Source organism: Thermus scotoductus DSM 8553 (assembly GCF_000381045.1).
GTDB lineage: Bacteria > Deinococcota > Deinococci > Deinococcales > Thermaceae > Thermus > Thermus scotoductus.
The window spans coordinates 53,373-73,481 of record NZ_KB905729.1 but is presented as its reverse complement, the minus strand read 5'-3'; the positions used below and the strand labels follow the sequence as shown (position 1 = coordinate 73,481).

Here is a 20,109-nt window from a genome sequence, read left to right as displayed (position 1 = left end):
CCTTAGATTACCGGGGCCGGGCGATAGGGGAGGTACTTGGGCTCCCAGAAGCGGCTACGCACGAACTCCATAAGCCCCTTGAAGGAAAGGCCCTTCACCCGTTCCTCCTCCGCCACGCCCTCCTCGAGGGCCTTCTGCATCACCCGGGCCGCCACGTAAGGGGAAACCTCCCTCAGCCGGGAAACCGGGGGGTAAAGAAACTCGGGGAAGTGGCCTTGCGTGTAGTCGTAAAGGGCATAGGCCGCCTCCAGCACCATCCCGTCCGTCACCTCCCGGGCCCGGGCCAGCACCGCCCCCAGGCCGAGGCCCGGGAAGATGAAGGCGTTGTTTCCCTGGCCGATGGGGATGGTCCGCCCCATGTAGCCCACAGGGGGAAAGGGGCTTCCCGCCGCCACCAGGGCCCTTCCCTCCGTCCAGTAGATGAGGTCGTCGGGCAGGGCCTCAGAGGCGGAAGTGGGATTGGAAAGGGGAAAGATAACGGGGCGGGGGGTGTTTTCCAGCATGGCCCGCACCACCGGCTCGGTAAAGCTTCCCCCCTGGCCGGAAAGCCCCAAAAGCACGGTGGCCCGGGCGTTGCGGATGGTTTCCAAGAGGTTGGGGTAGGAACCCGCAAACTCCCACCCGGCGATGCGCTCCCGCCGTTGCGCATAGGGTTGCTTGTAAGCCTCCATGCTCCGACCTTCCACCAGGAGGCCCTTGGAATCCAAGACCAAAACCCTGGCTTTGGCTTCCTCCTCGGAAAGGCCTTCCCGCTTCATCCCCTCCCGCAAGGCCCAGGCCACCCCGATGCCCCCGGCGCCCGCCCCATAGATCACGACCACCTGGTCGGAAAGCTTCTCCCCCTTCAGACGGCAGGCGGAGAGCACCCCTGCCAAAGCCACCGCCCCTGTGCCCTGGATGTCGTCGTTGAAGGAGGGCACCACCTTGCGGTAGCGCTCCAGCACATTAAAAGCCGCCTCCTTGGCAAAGTCCTCCCACTGGATCAGGGCCTTGGGGTAGCGCCTGCGCACCGCTTCCACGAACCGGTCCAGAAAACGGTAATACTCGTCACCCCGCAAGCGCCTGTGCCGCACGCCCAGGTACAGGGGATCCGTGAGGAGGTCCTCCCGGTCCGTGCCCACGTCCAGCTCCGCGGGAAGGGTCTTGTCGGGTCCCACACCCCCCACAGCGGTGTAAAGGGTGAGCTTCCCGATGGAGATGGCCATGCCCCCATACCCCTGGTCCCCGATCCCCAGGATGGCGGAAGAATCTGTGGCCACGATGAGGCGGACCTCCTCCAGGGGAACATTGGCCAGGGCCTCCTCGAGGCGGTCGATGTTTTTGGTGCTGGCGGTGAAGCCCCGGGGGTACCGGTAGATGTGGGAAAACTCCCGCACCGCCTCCCCCACCGTGGGGGTGTAGAGGATGGGCAGCATCTCCTCCAGGTGGTCCACCAAAAGGGCATAAAAGAGCACCTCGTTGCGGTCCTGGAGGTGGCGTAGGTAGATGTGTTTCTCCAAAGGGCTCTGGATAAGGCGGTAGCGGCGGTAGACCCTCTCCTTCTGCTCCTCGAGGGTGTTCACGTGGGGGGGAAGAAGGCCCTCGAGGCCCAGGGCTCTCCGCTCCTCCTCGGTGAAGGCCGTGCCCTTGTTGAGGAGGGGAAGCCTCAGCAGAAGGAAACCGGAAACGTAGGGCTCCAGGTAGCGCTCGCCTCGCTCGTCCCGCTTGACATCGTAATAGCGACTAACCGGCATAGCCCTATTCTTCCACTCCCCAGGCCGTAACGTCCTGGGCGGGCCAAGTCCACACGATGAGGATAGGACGGGCACGTGGCTCTCAGCGGCAGAAAACCCTCAAGGGGTTTGCCAGAGGCCAAGGATGGAAACTCACTCACAGCTGGAAAACCTTGGGCGGAAGCAGGGCTTTAAGCACCATCCCCCCGGGCACAGGGTTCCCCTCCAGCCAGGCTACACCTCCTTTCTTCAAGGGGAAGCGGGCCCCCAGGGGCTCCCGGGCCGAGGCCCCCATGAAGTTCCCCAGGAGAAGCCAAGCCAGGAGGGTGGAAAGGTAAGGTTCATGTCCCACCAGGGCCACCCGGCCCTGATGGGGTATCTCGGCCAGGAGGGCTTCCGAGGGTGGGGCCGCCAGGAGGGGAGTTACCCGAGTTTCCCCCTGCAGGAGGTCCGCCAGGAGCTCGGCGGTTTCCAGGGCCCGTCGCTTGGGACTGGTGAGGATCAGATCCAGCTTGACCCCAAGCCCCCGAAGGCCCCGCACCACCTTGCGGAACCGCCGCACCCCCCGGGGTGCCAAGGGACGGAGGCGGTCCGCCTCCTCCCCCTCTCCCTCGGGAGGCAGGGCCAGGGCATGCCGTACCAGGAGGAGCTCCATTGGGACATTATCTTCCCCACACCACCTCGAGGGGAAGCCCGAAGGCCTCCTGGAAAAGCCCCCCTTGCTTCTCCGCCTCCAGGCGCTCCACCCACGGGTCCTCCTCCGCCTCCAGGGTCAGGCGCACCCTCTCTCCCAGCTCCACCCGCACCCCCTCCACCCGGCCGGAACGGGTGCGCTCCAGCATCTCCGCCAGGCGAAGCAGGGCAGCCAGGCGCCAAAGCCTCTTGCCATCCCCCCGGGCCATGAGGTTGCGGTAGCCTCCCAAAGAAGGCTCTCCGCGCCGGTGGTAGCGCACCAGAAGGGCCAGGAAAACCTGCTCCCGGTGGGGCGTTCCCAAGAGGGGCTCGGAGAGGACCAGGTAGGCCCCGTGCTTGTGGTGCTCGTGGTAGCCCAGGTGCATGCCGATGTCGTGAAGGTGGGCGGCCTCCAGGAGAAGGCGCTCCTCCTCCGGGCCGTAGCCGTGCAGGGGGGAAAGGCCACGGTACAGGGCCAATGCTAAGGCCTTCACCCGCTCCCGGTGGTCCGCCCGAAAGGGATAGCGGCGGAAGAGGTTCTCCACGGCAAAGGCCCGGGGGTCGGGGAGAAGGTGGGGCGAGGGCAGGAGGTGCTGGAAAAGGGCACCCTCCCGGATCCCCATCCCGCTCAGCCAGAGGCCCGGGGCCCGGGTATGGCGCAGCAGGGTGCGGAGCAGCACCAAGGTGGCGGGAAGGGTCCGGGCCCGGTCCTGCTGGAGGCCAGGAAGCTCCGAACGGGCCTTCAAGCTCAAGCTCAGCACGTCCTCGTAAAGCTCCTCCACTCCCTCCCGGGGCAGGTAGTAGCCGTGCACGAAATCCAGGGGATAGCCCCGCCTTTTCTGGTGCAGGCGGGCCACCGCCCGGACATTTCCCCCCAGGCCCACCACGGGCACGCCGGGCTCCAGGGGCAGGGCCTCGAGGTGGGCCATCACCGCCTGGACCAGGGCCCTCACCTCGGCCCTGGCGGGCGGGTCGGAAGCCAAAAACCCCTCCGTGAGGCGCAAGGCCCCCAAGGGAAGGGCCCTGCCCCACAGGAACCGACGCCCCTGCATGCGGGAAACCTGGGCACTCCCCCCACCCTGGTCCACCACCAAGGCCTCCTCTAGGGGCAGGGCGTTGGCCACCGCCAACACCCCAAGCCGGGCCTCCTCCTCCCCGGAAAGAAGCTTGGGGGAAAGCCCCAGGGCCAGGGCCTCCTCCAGGATCTCCCGGCCGTTTTCGCTGTCCCGGATGGCGCTGGTGGCCAGGATGCGCACCTCGTCCGGGGCCACCGCCCTGAGAAAGTCGGCAAAGGCCCTCAGGGCCTTCTTTCCCCGCTCCAGAGCCTGGGGGTTAATCCGCCCCCGGCTAAGCCCCTCCCCCAAAGCCACGGGCTCCCGCAACTCGTCCGCCAGGTGAAAGGAACGGCCGGGCTCGTATTCGTACACCACCAGGCGGAAGGTGCCCGAGCCCAGGTCCATGATGGCCAGGGAACGGGGCTTGACCTTGTTCTGACTTTCGCCGGGCGTAATCTTTAACAAATGCACCTCCTACCCGAGGCCAGCTGGCTACAGTTTAACCGCCGGGTCCTCCTGCAAACGGAGCGGCCCGATTTCCCTCTTCTGGAGAGGATGCGTTTTCTGGCCATCTGGAACCGAAACCTGGACGAGTTCTTCGCTGCCCGCATCGCCAAGCCCTTCTGGGAAAAGCGGGGGAGCCCGGCCCACCGGGCCTTGTTGGAGGAAGCCTACGCCCAGGCCAGGCTGGCCTGCCAGCGCTATCAGGCTTTGCTAAGGGAGGCCCGTCCCCGCCTCGAGGTCCTGGAGCCCCAGGATCTGGACGAGGAGGACTGGCTTTACTTCCGGGTTTACCTGGCAGAAGTGGTGGCCCCCCGCACCGACCTCATCCCCTGGGAGGCTGCCTCCGACCTTTCCCACGGAGCCCTCTACTTCGCCTCGGAGGACTACCTGGTGCGCCTGCCCCAGGATCTTCCCCGCCTGCTCCCCGTCCCCGGGCGGGACGGAACCTACGTGCGCCTGGGAGCCCTGATGCGGGCCCGAAGCGACCTCTTCCTGCCGGAGCCTTCTCCCCTTTACGAGCTCAGGGTGCTTCGGCTTCTGGAAAGCGAGCGGGCCCGGGCGGACTGGGACGAGCTGGCCCAGTCCCTGGAGGGGCGTCAGGAGGGGATGGCCACCTTGCTGGTGGTGGAGGAGGGTTTCCCCGAGGCCTGGCTGGAAGCGCTCCGGGGAACCCTGGAACTTACCCCGGAGGAGGTCTTCCTCCTGCCCCCACCCCTGAACCTCACCCTGGTGGAAAGGCTGGTGGCCGAGGGCCCTGGGGAATGGCTCTTCCCGCCCCTGAAGCCCGAGCGGCCCCGGGGCTTCCTGAAAAAACCCTTGGCCCACCTGGACCGCAAGGACCTCCTCCTCTACCACCCCTTTGCCGACTACGCCGCCGTGGAGCGCTTCGCCCAGGAGGCCCTCTCCCCTGAGGTGGCCGAGGTCTGGGCCACCCTCTACCGCATCGGAGAGGAGAACCCCCTGGCCGAGGCCCTCATCCAGGCGGCGCGGGCCGGGAAAAAGGTGCACGTGCTCCTGGAGGGACGGGCCCGCTTCGACGAGCTTTTGAACCTCCACTGGTACCTGCGCTTCCTCCGGGCCGGGGTGGAGGTACTCCCCCTACCCGAGCGCAAGGTGCACGCCAAGGCCCTGCTCCTCCTCACCCACCAGGGAAAGGGATACGTCCACCTGGGCACGGGCAACTACAACCCGCAAAACGGGCGTCTTTACACCGACTTCTCGCTTTTCACGGGGCGCCACGAGGTGGTGCGGGAGGTGCACAGCTTCTTCCAGGCCATGCGGGCTAGCCTTCCCGGGGAAGGGCTGGGCGGGCTGGCCGCAAAGCAGGCCTCGGAGGTAGTAAGCCCGGGTGAAACTGGCCTCGAGGCTTCTTTGGCCCTCTCCCTCCTCAGGACCGGGGAGGCCATCCGCAACCTCCTGGTGGAGGAAATCGCCAAGGAGACCCACCCCAAGGGCCGGATAATCCTGAAGTTCAACCACCTCACGGATCCTGCGGTCCTCCAGGCCCTGGTCCAGGCCGCCGAGGCAGGGGCCCGGGTAGACCTCCTGGTGCGGAGCACCCTCACCCTCCTCCACCCCGCCTTCCGGGCCAAAAGCCTGGTGGGGCGCTTCCTGGAACACGCCCGGGTGGCCGCCTTCCGGGCCGGAGGAGCCTGGAGGGTTTACCTCACCAGCGCGGATGCCATGCCCCGGAACTTCCAAAGCCGCTTTGAACTCCTCTTCCCCGTCCTGGACAAGGAAGCCAAAAAGCAGGTCCTCCGGGTACTCAAGCGCCAGATCCGGGATAATCGGAATAGCTTCCTTCTTACCCCTAAAGGCGAGGAACCCCTTTGGGGAGGCAACCAGGATGCGCATCGTTGGTAGGGCATTTGTGGGTGAGGTGTTGGGGACGTTGCTTCTCGTCCTCCTCACCGTGGGAAGCGCCGTCAATGCGGTCCTACAGCCCCGGCTTTCCCCGGGGGCCTACGGCTACGACTCCCTGGCCCTGGGCTCGGGCCTGGCGGTGCTGGTGGGGGTGCTGACCAGCCGCTCCCTTTCGGGGGCCCATCTCAACCCCGCGGTCACCCTAGCCCTGGCTGCGGGCCGCCTGTTCCCCTGGCGTCTCGTGCCCCTCTACCTGGTGGCCCAGTTCCTGGGCGGATTCCTGGGTGCTCTCGGAGCCTTTGTCGCCTACCGGGAAGGCCTTCTGGCCCAGGGGATGCCCAACGTGTTCAGCACGGGACCCGGCTTTTTGCGCACGGAACCGGAAGCCCTCTACGCCTGGACTGGTCCGGCAGTGGCGGAAACCCTGGGCACCTTCGCCCTCATGAGCGTGATCCTGGCGGCGGGCAAGGACGGGCGCATGGTGGCCCTCTGGCTGGCCCTCACCGTGGCAGCCGTGGGGTACGGCCTCGGAGGACCTGGAGGCTTCGCCTTGAATCCTGCCCGGGACCTTGCCCCCAGGTTTCTGGCCTGGATCCTTGGGGTAGAGGGCGCAGCCAACCCCTACCTCTTGGTCCCCGCCCTCTTCCCCATCCTGGGAGCCCTGGGGGCGGTAGCCGTGTACCGGGCGCTGGATAGCTAGAAAGCATCTTCCCCCCTCGGTAGCGAGGGGGGAAGTTTTGTGTTCTCTTCGTGGTGGGCGGCGTAGGACTTGAACCTACGACCTCTCGCGTGTGAGGTTTACATTCCACCCCCACTTCACCCTTGGCTCACTTTGACAGATGGCAACAGAACGGCATCCATGCCCCGTGAGCATCCTCGCAAACGGTACAGATATGGGGTCATTCCGGCGGAATAAGGGGTAAATAAGGGGTAAGACGGGAACGCCGTGCAGAACGGGATTTACCGGGGCTTTACCCTTGTCGGATGGCAAGGGGGAGGTTCTACCGGGGGATATGCCGGTGGCCTGCCGGTTTATCATGGGGAAGCACCTCTCTTATGTTCAACCATGTCTGCCTTGCCAGATGGTAAAGTGTAGAGCATGGTAGAGGGTATTCGGCAACGGGCCGGGGGTGCGATTGCCAGGCGGCGGCGGGAGTTGGGGTTGACGCTGGCGGATGTAGCCCGGGAGATGAATGTATCGGACGGGTATGTATGGAAGCTGGAGAAGGGTTTGGTGAACCTGGAGAACGTGTCGTACCAGCGCCTTCTGGCCCTGATGAAGGCCCTGCGCTGGACTCCCGAGGAGTTCACCCAGGCCACCGGGGTAGCGGTGCCGGGGCTCACCACGGAGGAGATGCCCGGGGTTCCCCCGGTTCCCCTGCTGAAGGTGCCCCTTAAGGGGTCGGGAGAGTACCTGGTCCTGGGCCTGCCGGGCCTGGAGGTGGACCCCAGGGACCTCCGTGCCCTGACCCACAGGGGAGGCTTCGTGGTGTACCGGGAAGGGGAAGAACCCGAACCCGGGGAACTGGCGGTGGCCGAACCCAGGGAAGGGGATGCCCCCCTCTCCCCCGTGCGCTTCCTGGGCCTCAACAGCCGCCGTAGCTACGTGGTGGAAACCCTGGGATGCCCCACGGAACGCCGCACCCTGGAAAAAGGCGACTGGCTCCTCCACCGGGTGGTGGGTGAGGTAAGGGTCTGGGGATAACCCCCTTGCACACAACCTACTAACCCCTACCCCAGAAGTGGGTACAGTGGGTACGCTTGCGATTTTTGTCGTCCGGGAGGGTACAAAAGCGTACCCACTTTTTCCGGGGTGTCCCCACTCCGAGTGGGTACGGTCAGGAGAGCACCCTGGTCGTTTCGGTTTCCCAACCGGGGGGGATGGGGACGCTACCCCCTTTGGCGTGTAGCTGGCCCTCGTGGGGCAGGAGGGCCAGGATGTTGTACCCTTCCCGGTGGATGGTTTCCACCAGGTCGCCGAGGTAGCGCCGAAAGAAGGCTCGTTCCTCCTCCCCCAGGTGCATCAGCAGGTCGTACAGGGCAGTTTCCAGGTCAAGGGAACTGAACCCCCAGAGAACGTACACCGAAGCCCCCTCGGGAGCACCGACCCCATCCGCCAGGGATTCCGAGATTTCCTCCACAACCTCATTCCAATCAAAAACCATGGCTTCCATCCTTGCCTGCATGCTACCACCTCCAACGCAAAAACAGAAACCCCCGCCTGCGGTCAGGCGGGGGCACAAGTTACTGGCTTACTCTACCCAGCCCTCCAACTCAGAGCGGAGGAAGTCCTTGATTTCCTCCGCTTCCTCGTTGGAGAGGCCAACCTCTAACTGGGCTCCCAAGGAAGTTTGGCCTTCCATCAGGGCCTCAACGAAAGCCTCCCCTTTAGGACCCCACCAACGGGCAATCTCCTCCTTAAGCTCCTTTACCTTGACCCTCAGGAGGAAGGTGTCATAGTCCACCTCCTCCCTGGGGTCAACCCCCAGTTCAACCAGGGCATCCCCAGAAACATCCTCTGCCTGAAGAGCGGAAAGAAGCTCCGGGGAAAGCCCGGCTTTTCTCCCTGCCTCTATGGGGTCCAACCCCCTCTCCCGGAGGTAGAAGTACTTCCTTAGCTTCTGGGCATCCGCCCGAGAAAGGCGGAAGACCCCTACCTCCTGTGCCCGAAGCTCCAGAAGGAACTTGCGAAGCTCGGGCACCAGGAAGAGAAGGGGGTTAAACCCCTTGCCCTCCTTAACCTCCTGAGCGTACTTCCTCTGCAAACGGCCCCAGATCTCCAGGGCCTCCATGAGGCCATCCTGGTAGGCCGCCTCGGGGTCCTTAAACCCCAGGGCATTCACCTCGTAGGCCACCAGGGGCTCCAGCAAAGGAAGCCCTGCCCAGGAAACCCAACCCTTACTACCCTTCCTTGTAAACCTCTCCTGCACATCCTTGTAGGAAGGGGGGAACTTCCTGGCCTGTTGCTCCAAGATAAGAACCCATCCCCCTCTTGCCTTCCCCCTTTCCCTCAACTCCACCCCCAGAAAAGCCGCCAGTTCCCCGGGGTTGTAGATGTTCACCTCCCCATAGAGGTCCCGAAGGAAAGCCTCATCCTGAAGGTATGCGGCTTCCACCCCTCGGGCTTCCCCCTTGAGGTACACCTTGACCAACCAAGGATTGACCCGGGTCTGGTGAACCCAGTTGCCGGGAACGCCAATCTCCTCTTCCTCTTCCTGTTCCTCCCGCAAAACCTCGGTAGCCTCCCGAAGCCCACGGATGGCGGCAGAAATCCTGGGCTCGGGGGCCTCTAAGTCCTCCCACCTATCCCCGGGAAGAACCCTAACGGTTCCCCCCCAGGGGAGTTTTACCCTCTCTCCCTCCTCCTGCTTCTGGAGAAGGGTCTTCACCTTCTCCAGAATCAAACTTCTCACTTTAAGGACATCCTTTTCACCAGTTTTGGGAAGGAGGACCACTGTTTCCCCCCTCACCAAGCGATAGGCCGCCTTCCAAGCGGCCTTTTCACTAAACTGGGAGGAAACAACGAATACTCCTTCGCCGTCTAACCTCACCCCTCTCGGGGCCACCCGAAGGAGGCTCAACACCTCCTTGGGGACCCTTACCCGGGCCTTTACCTCAACCCTCTGCCACCCGTAACGCTCCGCCAAGCGCCGGGTGGCTTCTTCAAGGGCCGCCAGGACAACCCCAGCGGTGGGGGTATTATCCCCCCTGACTGCCCACCCACCCCTGACCCAGGCAGCGTGAGCCTCCTCAAGAAACCGAGCCTTCTCCGTGGGGTCAGCACGGAGAAGGTTCCCCAGCACCCCCAAAGCCTCCTCGGGCGTCCTGGGGTCCCGCCCGAGGGCCGCCGCAATAGCGGCAACCCAGTGTAAAGCGTTTGGCCTGCCCATGGAAGTCATTATAGCATGACATGTTTTTCCATCATGTTCCCCCTTGGACAGGGACCGGGCAGGGTGGTATAGTGGAGGTGCCGCAATAGCGGTCTTCCTGCCCATACAGCTTCCCTTCAAGGGGAAGCTGTTGCTACATTGAGAGCATGTGGTGGCGTCTGGGCTTTATAGGTGCCCTTCTGGGAGTTCTCGGGGTTCACCTTGGCTTCCCCGTTTACCCGTGGGGTCTTTATGTGTATGCCGGGAGTTTGGTGCTGGACCTGTGGACCACCCTCGAGGCCCTGGATCTGGGGGGCAGGGAAGAAAACCCCCTGGCCCGGGTTTTCCTGAGGCTGGGAATCTGGGGGTTGCCTTTCATGAGCCTTCTGATACTGGTCCTCACGGGAGCTACCTGGGGTTTCTTCCAGGCCGCCTTTGTCCTGGGGATGGTTCACCTGGTGGCCGGAAGCAACAACCTGCGGGGCCTTCTACGGCTCTCCGCTTCCTGAACAATGCCCTGGTTGCTGATAGGGCTTCTCACGGTATATACCCTGGCACTCGGGCTGGAAAACCCCTCCCTTTTTAAGAACGAGTGGCCCTGGGTCCTGGTGTACTACGGAATGGCGCTGTTAGGGGACCTGGCTACCACTCTGAAGGGTCTGGAAAAGGGGTACCGGGAGGGGAACCTTCTGTACGCCAGGGCTCTCACCCTCGGTCCCTGGGGCATGCCCCTGGTGGACCTGGGCCTCATCTCCCTGAAAACGGTTTTCCTGAACCGTCTTACAGATGACCCCCTGCTGTCCTATGCCCTGGCCCTCACCATCGGGGGACACGGGCACCTGGTGGGCACCATTTGGAACACGGGGCAACTGCTCAGGCGGTAGTCAGTCTTCCAAAACGGCCACCAGGTTGTCCCCGTCCAGGTAAATCCTCAGACGGGAAAACTTCCTACCCCCACGGCGGAGATAAGCATCCGCCAGGGCATCCCCCACGGTACCCTCTATCACCCGTTGCAGGTCCCGGGCTCCAAACCGCAGGTCGCACAGGGACACCAGGCGGTGAAGCACCGCCTCGTCCACTTCCAGGCGGAAAGCCAAACCCCTCGCCCTCTTCCACCCCTCCAGGTAGCCCAGAAGATGCCGCCTCGCCACCTCCAGAAGCACCTCCCGGGTAAAGGGACGGAAGGCCACCACCTCATCCACCCGGTTCACGAACTCCGGCCTCAAACCCCGGGCCACCAGAAGGCCCCGGAGGTCCGCCCCCTCGGGCACTTCCGTGAGAAGGTTGGTGGTGAAGAGGAGAACCGCATCCGAAGCCTGCACCACCAGCCCCTGGGAAAGCTCCTGGAAGCGCCCCTCGTCCAGAAGTTGCAAAAGGGGGTCCAGAACAAAGGGGTGGGCCTTCTCCATCTCGTCAAACAGAACCACCGCTTCGGGTGCCCGAAGGAGGTCCTCGTAAAGCCTGCCGGGCTTGTCGGAACCCACATACCCCGGCGGAGACCCCACCAGCAGGGCGGCGGTGTGCTCCTGGCCGAAGGCGTTCATGTCGTAGCGCACCAGGGGACGCCCCAGGCTCTCCGCCAGCGCCTTAGCCAGCTCGGTCTTGCCGGTTCCCGTAGGTCCCAGAAGCATGGCGGAAAAGGGCTTACCCTTGCGTCCAAAGCCTGCCGCCTTCCGCTTGAGCCCCCGGATAAGGGCATCCACGGCCTCCTCCTGGCCGATGACCCGCTCCCGAAGCTTCCGGGAAAGCTCGGCGAAGTCTACCCCTTCAAGGTACGGGCTTTGCCCGTGACCAAGGGACACTCCGCTCCTCCCCAGGTGCACCCGGCCTTGGGAAACGGGAACCACCCGCTCACCCGCAAGGGCCGTCTGCCCGGGCACCTGGTTCACAGGCGAAACCTGTAGGGTGGTCCAGAGGGCACCCAGAAGAGGGAGAAAACCGAGGGCCAGGGCAAAGGCCACGGTGTCCCACCGCATGAAGAGGCTCAGGAGAAGGACCGCTTCCGCCAGGGCGAAAAAGGCGAGGGCGATGGCGGCGAACACCCGTGCCCCGGTCTTGAAGAACCGGGGGCGGCCAAAGCGAAGGTAGGACCAGGCCAGACCGTAGGCCAGGGCCAGAAGGGCCATTAAGGGGGAAAAGGGCTTGAGGTCCTTTTCGGTTAGGCCGAACAAGGTTGCCGCCACAAGGGCAAGGGAAAGAATGAGATGCACCTCAGACAGCCTGAGATTCTGCTTCGCCAGCATAGGCCACCCCGTCAGGTTGAGATTAGCATGGGTTTCATCACCTGGTCTGGGGAAGCGCACCGGAAACCTGATGCAGCCCGTAGCGGAAGGCCATGGGCCGGTACTCCAGTATCGCCTTAGCCACCTCCAGGGCCTTGGCAAAGCCCCTTCTCTCGTCTGTCACCAGGACGGCGGTAAGCTCCCCCAGATGGGCAGTGTGGGCCAGGGCCACCAGGGTAGCCCCAGGCTCCTCCCTGCCGTTAAGGTTCTCCCTCGCCATAAGCCTCCACAAGGGCTTCCACCCTCCCTCAGGGGGCAGTAAAGGGGGACGCTTCTCCAGCGTGGGGTGATGGGTGTAGCCGAAAGCAAGCCAGACGGCCTCGTCAATATCCCCCTCGTCCAGCTTCCCCATCACCTCGGAAAGCTGACGGGAATAAAGGGCCTGAGAAGCCAGGATAAGAGCAAAACCCTCCCGCACCTTCCCCTTCAGCAAAAGACCCGCCCCCGCATAGGCCAAACCCTGCCTGTACACCTTCTCCGTATCACGATCCAGCACCGCTACCATGAGATTACCTCCCCCATTACTCTACCACCGTGGTATAATACGGGCAATCTCAGAGGAAAGGAGGTGAATCTCAGTGATAAACTGGGGGCGAGTGATATTCGCTTCCGGTCTGGGGCTAGCGTTTACCATAACTCTAGCCCTGGCTCTCATAAGGTAATCTCATACTCCCCCCACTGACCTCAGTGGGGGGTTTCTATGCTTTTGCCGTGGGCATCACCTGAACCCGGGCACCCGTTAGGTGCAGTTTCCCTCGGTGGAAGAGGATAGCCATGACGGTGTACCCGTTCCTTGTGATTACGGAGCGTAGAGGAAAGAGGATTTCGGGCGGAATACCTGCTCTAAGGGCTTCATTCTGGGCAAAATCCCGCAAGACCTTCCACAGTTCCTCTGGAGTTTGTCCCCAGAAGAGGTAAGCGGGGGCATTCTGGGAAGCCCCCGCCGCTTCCCTGAGCTTCTGGACCATTCTGCGGCCCAGGGTGTCCAGGGTTTCATAGCTCATTGGCACCTCCTCGGTCATTTGCACGGGAAAGCAGATGCCGTCCGATTAGGGCGGCCAGAAAACCACCCCCACTAGCGGTGAGAACGCTCCCCAACGCCGTGGCTTCGGGGTTGCGAGTAAGGGCAAAGGTCCGCTCACCCGCCGAAACCCCAAAGGCCACCGATGCACCAAAGTCCAGCACCAGCAGAAGCATTCCAACCCACCTGGTATCTGCGGGGAAACGCACCCCGCTGGCTAGAAACCCCGTCAGGGCCGCCAGGATGAGGTACTGGGGCTGACCCAGCACCCATAGGGGCAACCCCAACCACACATCCCGAAGAACACCTCCACCCAACGATACCAACACGGCGGCCACCGAACCCCACCAACGGGAATGAGCCCAGTACCCCGCCGTAAAAGCCAGGATGATGATGAGCAAAGGGTCCATCAGGGTCACCACAACCCCCGCCCATCCGCCTTAGCCTTTTCCTGAGCCTCCTGGAACGGGGTTGCCCAGGCACACCCCTGACGAACCCATATGTAGCCGAGATTATCAAGGTACGGGCTCTGCCCCGCATAGGAGAAAAGGGGCCTGTCCAGAAGAAACTCATGGGACCGCAACTGGGGCGTGTAAAGGTAAGCCAGGTAGTTTCCCCCCACCTCTTCAAGCTCTAGGTAGACCTCTTGCTTACGCAAAAGGGTAGACACACAGGCAAAAGCTTCCTGCACCCTGCCACGAAGGGTACCCAGGGAGTACGACCTGCGCTTGGCCTGTCCCTGAAGGTACCGCTCATCCCCCCAGTGGGGAAGCTCCAAACCCCCCAAAACCAACCGGTGTCCGCTTTCCAACACCACCAAACCCGGGGGAAGCACTTCTTTCACCTTAACCGGTCCATAAACAGCCCCAGATGAGAACCCCCAGACACCAAAAGGTCCCGCCAAAGAAGAGGCTTTTCCGACACCGGGTATTCCCGCATAACAACCCCCTGCTAAGGTACAGGTTTTGTCCGTGACCGGCGCATCTCATCCAGCAGGACGGGAACCTTCTCCAGGGGAGAGCGGTTCAGGCGCACGCTCCACTCCATAGCCCACTCGGGGTCGGTGAAACGGGCAGAATCCACAAGCCTCCAAGCCTCCTTCCAAACCCCGACCAGCTCTGCCCTGAACTGACCCCTAACATAACCCACCCTGGCTCTTTTGGGAAGAAACCCCGGCACGGGAATACCCATGAAGTGGGCTTCCTCCTTGAACCTCTCCACCAGAAGAGGTAGACACCACCGGGGGAAAGTCTTAAAGATTTTCTCCCAGCTTTCCGCCACTGGCCGGTTTATGCGGTACATGTCCTTAAGCAACCTCCAAACCCCATCAGGTACCATGGCTACTCCCTCACCACCTTCACTCCCCGTAAAGCCACCAGAAAGAGGGACAGACAGATAAGCAGGTCCCCCGGGGACAGCACCCGGCCCGGTAGCGCTATCCAGTCCCCCAGCGGAAAAGCCGGTCCCAGATGGTGCAAACCGTCCCCCCTGGAAGCCAGATGGGAAACGGTATGGGCCAAACCTGCCCTTTCCAAAGCCACGGGGTCCACGGGCATACCCCCATACAGCAGGATGGCCAGGGCATTTAACCCGGCACCCAGGAGGGAAGGGAGAAAGATGGGATGCCAGTTAAGGGCAAGCCAAAGAAAAACTCCCAGGTACACCAACCCTTGCAGGGGAAATCCCATAAGCACCCCCAGAACCTCCACGGCCAGGACTGAGAGGGGAAGCCAGAAGTGGCGAAGAGTTAAGGGTGTCCCCCACCGAACCCCCAGATACCGCAACAGCGCTCCCAGACCCAGGGAAAAGAGAGCCGCTCCGGTCATGCCACGGTGAGAAAACGCTCCTTGCGCCTCCAGGGAGGGTCCTTACGCCACGCCCGCTCAAAAGCCCTGACCACATCCCGGTCAAACTGAACCCCGGCAAGGTCCTGGATTTCCTTCAAAGCCTCTTCGGGGGACTTCCCCCTTCGGTACGGACGGTCTGAGGTCATGGCCTCGTAGGCGTCCGCCACCGCAATGATGCGGGCCAGGAGGGGTATATCGTGTCCCGCTAAACCTTCCGGGTATCCCCTGCCGTCCCACCGCTCATGGTGGTACCGCACACCCGGACCCACCTGACCCAGGTAAGGAAAAAGAGGCCACAGCAAAACCTCCCCCATCACCGGGTGAGAGCGCATCAGATGCCACTCCTCCGGGGAAAGATGGGACGTCTTCCTGAGCACAGCGTCGGGAATCCCCACCTTGCCGATGTCGTGAAGCTTGGCGGCCCTTTCCAGAAGGTCCAGGTCCTCAGGGGGAAGCCCCATCTCCCGTCCGATATCCACAGCAATGGCGGCTACCCTTTCGGAATGCCGGGCCGTGTAAGGGTCCCGGGCTTCCAGCAGGTTCACCAGGCTGTAAATCATAGCGTTCACCGCTTGGATAAGACGGGTCTGGTACCGCCACATCTGCCAGGCATAGACCACAGGGATGAGCATCACCAGGACGCTCCATCCTCCCCAGGAGCGGTACAGTTCCGCCATGAGGAACGCCAGGGGAGAAAGGCCCACATAGGCTATGGCAAAGGACCGGTACTGCCTCTTCCACATGGACCTGGGGTCCATGCCCAGGGTCCACAACAAGAACAGAACGGAGAGGGTATTCACCAGGAAATAGGCCAGCGCCGTAAAAGGAGCAGTTAGAGGAGAAGGCAGGGAGTAGTACACAAAGCTGGCAGTTCCGGCGCTGACGCCCAGTTGAAGGCGGTTGAAAAGCTCCTTATACCAGGCGGGACGGGGAGCAAAGTACCCTAAGGCCCCCACCACAAAAGCCCAGTTGGGCCAGAAAATCGTGGAAGCCGCCAAAGCCCCCACAAAACCCATAGTAACCCTGCCCACAAATGGCAGGGGAACATCCATAAGGGAGAGGAGAAAAACCACCCCCGCCCAAAACACCACATCCCAAAAACGCACCGGCGGATACTGCCCCAGGAGATACCCCAGGGCAAAGACCGCCAAAATCCCTGTGAGAACCCAGGCTTTCCCGTTCATAGCACTGCAACCGTTCTGCGGTTCGTAGTCGTCTATTTCACCCGGCAAATAGCCGACCAGTGCCCGCTTCCTGCTTCATCGACCCATAGCTCGTAGACCGGCTGGTACCAGCCGTTCCGCCGCCAGAGGGATCTCCACAGGCGTGACTTCCCGGGGAACTCTCGGTAGGGCCGCTTAGGACGGCCAGCCCGTACTGCCTCAGGTTCAAGGCGGCATTCAGGTCCCGGTCTATCTCCAGCCCACACCGCGGACACCGGAAGGTCCGAACGGAGAGGGGCATCTTCGGGACCACCCACCCACCCACACCTTGAGCACATTTTGGTAGAGGGGAAGTGGCGAGGGGCAACGATAATCCTGACCCCGTACCACCCCGCCTTGTACTCCAGCATCCGCCTGAAAGTCCCCCAGCCCACATCGGCCACGGGGCGGGATAGAGGCCCCCTTGCCAGACCCCTCACGTTCAGGTCCTCCACCACCATGACCGGCTTGGTTTTCGCCAGCCAGGTGGTGACCTGGTGCAGGAAGTCCCGGCGGATGTTTTGGACCCTCCGATGAAGCCGGGCAAGCCTCAGGGATGCCTTACGGAAGTTGTTTGAGCCCTTCTGCTTGCGGGAAAGCTGCCTGGACCTGCGGCGAAGGAGGCGCAGGGATTTTGCCAGGGGTTTGGGTGCCTCTATCCTGGTCCCGTCGGAGAGGACCAGGAAGGAAGAGAGGCCCAGGTCTATGCCCATGGGTTCCCCTTCCCTTTGGGGAGGGTCAGGCCTTTCCACCTCGCAGGTGAGGCTCACATACCACCTGTCCGCCTCCCGGGAAATCGTAGCCGAGAGGATGCGGGCCTTGTTGGATTCCAGCAAGGCTAGGAGTTTGTCCGTCCGCTCCTTGGTTCTTACCTTTCCAATGCGGGGGAGTTGCACATGTCTGGGGAAGACCCGGATGGAGCCCGTGAGGCGGGCGGTGTTGTCATCCATGTGCTTTTTCTTCTTGAAACGCGGGAAGCGGGCTCGTTTCTGCCTCCAGTTCCTCAGGGCCTTCTCCAGGTCCCGGAAGGCCTCCTGGGGGGCGCACTTGGAGACCTCGGTCCACCAGGGAGCGTTCTCCCGCTTCCACCGGTTCCACTCCCGGTGGAGTTGGGCGGCGTTGGGGATAGCCTTGCCCTCTTCCAGGGCCTTCTTGCAGAGGTTGAGGCCCCAGTTGTAGGCGAAGAGGGCGGCGCCCACGTGCTGGGCCAATAGCACACGGGTTGCGCGGTTGGGGTCCAGCTCAAAGCGGAAGGCCTGGGTTACCCGCATCCCATCACCTCAAGAACCCGCCAGGCTACCTTTGCCCAACGCCGCATGGCAACTACTGTCAACCCCCTGGGGTTCCCCCAGGGGGTTGCAACCTTTACCAAACCCAACCGCCACCAGCCGCCACTGCCAGCCCTACCAGGGCCAGAGCCCAGATTAGGGATTGGCTGATGAGGGTTAGCCGCTTCATCCTCACCTCCTTTCAGGTGAGAGTATAACCTTTCACCTCTGTGGTAGACAAGTAGCGCCAGACCTGTAGCAGGCCAAGGAAGGCTTCCCTGGCCCTGGTGAGGTTCACTTCCCGGGTTTCAAAGGCCCCATCCTTCCCCAGGCGCACCAGGAGCCCCTTGGGAGGGCGGATACCTTCCCACCACTCCAGGGCCAAAGCGTAGCCCCCAAGCTGAAGGTCGTACTCGGGGTAAAGGGCCTTGGAGGTCTTGAGGTCCACAAGGGTACCATCGGAGAGAACAAGGTCCACCTTCCCCGCAAATCCCAGGGGCGGGTGAGCAACGATGGCCTCGGAAAGCAGAAACTTCTGGCCCGTAGTCCCCCACCACTCAAGGAACCGCTCCACCGCTGTTTTCGCCTTGGGGTCTACCGGGTATCCCCGGGGCATTCCCTGAAGGAAAGCCTCTACCCAATCGTGCACCTCACTGCCGGTCTGGGCGGCTCCCCGGGCTTCCCTGCGGTGGAGTTCCTGGCTTTCTTGGACCAGGTAGAGCATCTCTTCATGGGTCATGCCGGGGGTGTAGTTGTCCATGATGTGCCGGGCCATAAGGTCCATGGCCCATTCGTGCACCTTGGGTTTGGAAAGCAGGGAGATGATCCGGGTAACGGACGGCAGAACCCTTTCCTCCCCCGTAGGGGTCCTGAGAAGATACCGGTGCTCCTTTTCGTCAAAACTAAGGGTGTAGCCCCTTCTGATTCTGGTCATGGCTTCCTCCATGAATCAAGGGCAATGGCCCGTATACGGCGTCATCTGCTACCCGGGCCGCTTCATGAGGGGGCAGGTGGGCCTGGTGGCGGGCTTCCCGATAGACCCGCACCCACTGAGCTAGCTCCTCGGTTCGTTCCTCGGAACGCCCAAAGATGACCTCATAGGGGTCCTCCCATTCCATTTCCCACTCCTCGGGGGTTTCCCAGACCATCCCCTCTCCCCCGCACTGGGGGCACCAGACCACCAGGTCCTGGGGGTCGCCATCATAGGCCAACATGTCCCGATAGGAGGGCATGCGTCCACCTTCTCCCCCACAGGTAGAACAGGTAGCAAACCTGGGCGGTTTACGGGGCCGGATTTGGATCTTTTCCTGTACCATCCCTTTGTTTCCCCTAAAAGACAGAATAGGCAAGGATAAGGTCATCAGCAGCTTCCAAGGCTTCGGTCAGGGTTTCCCTTTCCAGGGTGAGGCCCAGTTGGGGGATTTCCACCCTATAGCCCCTCTCACACGGGGCAAAGAGGGCGGAGTATCCCCTAATGGTGGTCTGGTAAGTCCCCGGCCTATCTGGAAGGGGAATGAGGGTAAGGAACAAAAGGTGGCTCATTCTTTCTCCCAGGAGTTCACAATGTCCTCAATATCTTCCAGGGCTTCCAGGAAGCCTGGGACGAAGGGAGTGATGATGGCGTTGGCGTCAAGTAGGTACACCCTTGCCCTCCAGGAAGGCCCAGGCCGTCCTGAGGTCCACATTGAGGAGAAAGGCCACGTCCTTGGCGTCCACTTCCCCTTCTAGGGCCGCCCGCCTGACCTCCCGCACGAAGGCGGGGCTGTTCTGGACCACCAGGGTCTTCCAGAAGTCCCCGCCCCCCTTCCTGGGACGGGGAGGCGCGGTCTTCCGCAGGGCCTCGAGGGCCTCCATGTACCCCTCCCGGTGCACAAGTTCCAAGCGAAAGGCCCGCTCCAGGGCGGCCCTCGGGCTCACGAAGAAGCGCCGGGAAGCCTCCCGGGCGGCCTCCAAGGGGGGAAGGTGCCCGTTCCAAGCCGCGCGAAACTCCTCCTCGGGCATCAGAAGCTCCGCGGCCACGTGGTCCGCCCAGACCTCCACCTCGTCCCGGGCCTCTTCCTCCAGCCCGCCCTCCAGTCCCCCTTCTCCCCGCCACACGTGGGCCAGCTCGTGGGCCAGGGTGAAGACCTGGCGGGAAGGGTGCTCGCGGGCGTTCAGGAAGACCACGGGGGCCACGGGGTCCACCAGGGCGAAGCCGGAGAACTCCTCCGGGTCGTAGGTCCTCCGGGTGTGGGTGCCCACGTGCCCTTGCCGGAGGACCAGAACCCCAAGGGCTTCCGCCCTGTCCGCAAGGGCCTTGAGGAAGCCTTGATGGTCCCGGGCCCTTCTCCGCAAGGCTTCCACTTGCAGGAAGGTCGCCATCTCGCGGGCCACCTCTGCCGGGGAAGCGCCCTTGCCGCTTCCCACGAAGGGAAGGGGCTTCCCCTTGCGCTCCCGCCACCACTCCTGCTTACGTCGCGCGTCGTGGTAGGCCTCGAGGAGCTCCGGGCTTGGGGGGGCTTGCCGCCCTCTTCCCCGACGAAAGTCCCTCAAAGGAAGCTTGACCTCGGGCGGGGGCAGGAGGAGGTGCCCCAAGCCCAAATGAAGGGCCTGGGCCAGCTTCAGGGCCTGGGGGTAGGTGGGCTTCTCTTTCCCCTCTAGCCAGCGCTCCACCTTCTCCGGCTTGACCTGGACCTTCCGGGCGAGGCTTTCTGCCTCGAGGCCCGCCCAGTCCATGGCCCACCGGAGGGTTTCTGGCTTGATGGGTACCTCTACATCGTCTAACTCTTCTTTTCTCCAGAGGTCCAAAACCTCAGCCTCGTTATCGTACGGCAT

At 62.9% G+C, this 20,109-nt stretch carries 22 protein-coding genes; 5 read left to right on the top strand and 17 right to left on the bottom strand.

Features of this window, described 5'->3' with window-relative positions:
- Positions 1–2: 2 nt before the first annotated feature.
- From F604_RS0100455 to F604_RS0100445, 3 genes are all read right to left on the bottom strand, one after another.
- Complete coding sequence (locus F604_RS0100455; RefSeq protein ID WP_019549951.1) at positions 3–1,733, bottom strand: NAD-dependent malic enzyme; 1,731 nt, start codon at positions 1,731–1,733, stop codon at positions 3–5.
- 136 nt (positions 1,734–1,869) lie between these two features.
- Positions 1,870–2,367, bottom strand: a complete 498-nt coding sequence (locus F604_RS0100450; protein WP_019549950.1) for a SixA phosphatase family protein — start codon at positions 2,365–2,367, stop codon at positions 1,870–1,872.
- Positions 2,368–2,374: 7 nt separating this feature from the next.
- Entirely contained in the window at positions 2,375–3,904 is a 1,530-nt protein-coding gene (locus tag F604_RS0100445) for a Ppx/GppA phosphatase family protein (protein WP_019549949.1), read from the bottom strand.
- Here F604_RS0100445 and F604_RS0100440 point away from each other — a divergent pair, their 5' ends adjacent.
- The 3 genes from F604_RS0100440 to F604_RS0100430 all read left to right on the top strand — a co-directional run bounded on the left by F604_RS0100440 (position 3,905) and on the right by F604_RS0100430 (position 7,511).
- Entirely contained in the window at positions 3,905–5,806 is a 1,902-nt protein-coding gene (locus F604_RS0100440) for a polyphosphate kinase (RefSeq protein ID WP_019549948.1), read from the top strand.
- Between the two features lie 7 nt (positions 5,807–5,813).
- A complete protein-coding gene (locus F604_RS0100435) occupies positions 5,814–6,506 on the top strand; it encodes an MIP/aquaporin family protein (protein WP_248644084.1) in 693 nt (230 codons plus the stop codon).
- Positions 6,507–6,905: 399 nt separating this feature from the next.
- Positions 6,906–7,511 carry a helix-turn-helix domain-containing protein gene (locus F604_RS0100430; RefSeq protein WP_038044400.1) on the top strand — a complete coding sequence of 202 codons (606 nt, stop codon included), beginning with the start codon at positions 6,906–6,908 and terminating at the stop codon, positions 7,509–7,511.
- A 133-nt stretch (positions 7,512–7,644) separates the two neighbouring features.
- On the opposite strand, the gene F604_RS0100425 is transcribed toward F604_RS0100430, so the two are convergent.
- Positions 7,645–7,980, bottom strand: a complete 336-nt coding sequence (locus F604_RS0100425; protein ID WP_155984133.1) for a hypothetical protein — start codon at positions 7,978–7,980, stop codon at positions 7,645–7,647.
- Positions 7,981–8,058: 78 nt separating this feature from the next.
- The gene (locus tag F604_RS0100420) at positions 8,059–9,696 is read right to left on the bottom strand and encodes a hypothetical protein (RefSeq protein ID WP_155984132.1); all 1,638 of its coding nucleotides are present in this window, start codon (positions 9,694–9,696) and stop codon (positions 8,059–8,061) included.
- Positions 9,697–9,842: 146 nt separating this feature from the next.
- Here F604_RS0100420 and F604_RS0100415 point away from each other — a divergent pair, with 146 nt between their 5' ends.
- Both F604_RS0100415 and F604_RS0100410 read left to right on the top strand, forming a co-directional pair.
- A complete protein-coding gene (locus tag F604_RS0100415) occupies positions 9,843–10,184 on the top strand; it encodes a hypothetical protein (RefSeq protein ID WP_019549943.1) in 342 nt (113 codons plus the stop codon).
- Between the two features lie 3 nt (positions 10,185–10,187).
- A complete protein-coding gene (locus F604_RS0100410; RefSeq protein WP_020700614.1) occupies positions 10,188–10,559 on the top strand; it encodes a hypothetical protein in 372 nt (123 codons plus the stop codon).
- Here F604_RS0100410 and F604_RS13410 read toward each other — a convergent pair whose 3' ends face one another.
- The 12 genes from F604_RS13410 to F604_RS0100335 all read right to left on the bottom strand — a co-directional run bounded on the left by F604_RS13410 (position 10,560) and on the right by F604_RS0100335 (position 20,109).
- Positions 10,560–11,858, bottom strand: coding sequence for an AAA family ATPase (locus F604_RS13410; protein WP_169336151.1), 1,299 nt, complete (start codon positions 11,856–11,858; stop codon positions 10,560–10,562). It abuts the gene before it with no gap.
- A gap of 97 nt (positions 11,859–11,955) precedes the next feature.
- A complete protein-coding gene (locus F604_RS0100400; RefSeq protein WP_019549940.1) occupies positions 11,956–12,462 on the bottom strand; it encodes a hypothetical protein in 507 nt (168 codons plus the stop codon).
- Between the two features lie 193 nt (positions 12,463–12,655).
- Complete coding sequence (locus F604_RS0100395) at positions 12,656–12,961, bottom strand: hypothetical protein (RefSeq protein WP_019549939.1); 306 nt, start codon at positions 12,959–12,961, stop codon at positions 12,656–12,658.
- The gene (locus tag F604_RS13535) at positions 12,951–13,388 is read right to left on the bottom strand and encodes a TRIC cation channel family protein (protein WP_420804980.1); all 438 of its coding nucleotides are present in this window, start codon (positions 13,386–13,388) and stop codon (positions 12,951–12,953) included. The genes F604_RS0100395 and F604_RS13535 overlap by 11 nt, the downstream gene beginning before the upstream one ends.
- A gap of 541 nt (positions 13,389–13,929) precedes the next feature.
- Positions 13,930–14,199 carry a hypothetical protein gene (locus tag F604_RS0100380; RefSeq protein ID WP_155984131.1) on the bottom strand — a complete coding sequence of 90 codons (270 nt, stop codon included), beginning with the start codon at positions 14,197–14,199 and terminating at the stop codon, positions 13,930–13,932.
- Positions 14,200–14,318: 119 nt separating this feature from the next.
- On the bottom strand, positions 14,319–14,804 hold the full coding sequence (locus F604_RS12375) for a DUF5317 family protein (protein ID WP_019549935.1): 486 nt from the start codon (positions 14,802–14,804) through the stop codon (positions 14,319–14,321).
- Positions 14,801–16,009: an HD-GYP domain-containing protein gene (locus F604_RS11715; RefSeq protein WP_019549934.1), complete on the bottom strand. Its 1,209-nt coding sequence runs from the start codon at positions 16,007–16,009 to the stop codon at positions 14,801–14,803. Before F604_RS11715 ends, F604_RS12375 begins: the two co-directional genes overlap by 4 nt.
- 32 nt (positions 16,010–16,041) lie before the next feature.
- A complete protein-coding gene (locus F604_RS11710; protein ID WP_476726704.1) occupies positions 16,042–17,298 on the bottom strand; it encodes an RNA-guided endonuclease InsQ/TnpB family protein in 1,257 nt (418 codons plus the stop codon).
- Positions 17,299–17,497: 199 nt separating this feature from the next.
- On the bottom strand, positions 17,498–18,229 hold the full coding sequence (locus F604_RS0100355; protein ID WP_019549933.1) for a PD-(D/E)XK nuclease family protein: 732 nt from the start codon (positions 18,227–18,229) through the stop codon (positions 17,498–17,500).
- Entirely contained in the window at positions 18,198–18,509 is a 312-nt protein-coding gene (locus tag F604_RS0100350) for a hypothetical protein (protein WP_155984130.1), read from the bottom strand. The genes F604_RS0100355 and F604_RS0100350 overlap by 32 nt, the downstream gene beginning before the upstream one ends.
- 115 nt (positions 18,510–18,624) lie before the next feature.
- Positions 18,625–18,837: a hypothetical protein gene (locus F604_RS0100345; RefSeq protein ID WP_019549931.1), complete on the bottom strand. Its 213-nt coding sequence runs from the start codon at positions 18,835–18,837 to the stop codon at positions 18,625–18,627.
- A gap of 87 nt (positions 18,838–18,924) precedes the next feature.
- On the bottom strand, positions 18,925–20,109 hold the full coding sequence (locus F604_RS0100335; RefSeq protein WP_019549929.1) for an ImmA/IrrE family metallo-endopeptidase: 1,185 nt from the start codon (positions 20,107–20,109) through the stop codon (positions 18,925–18,927).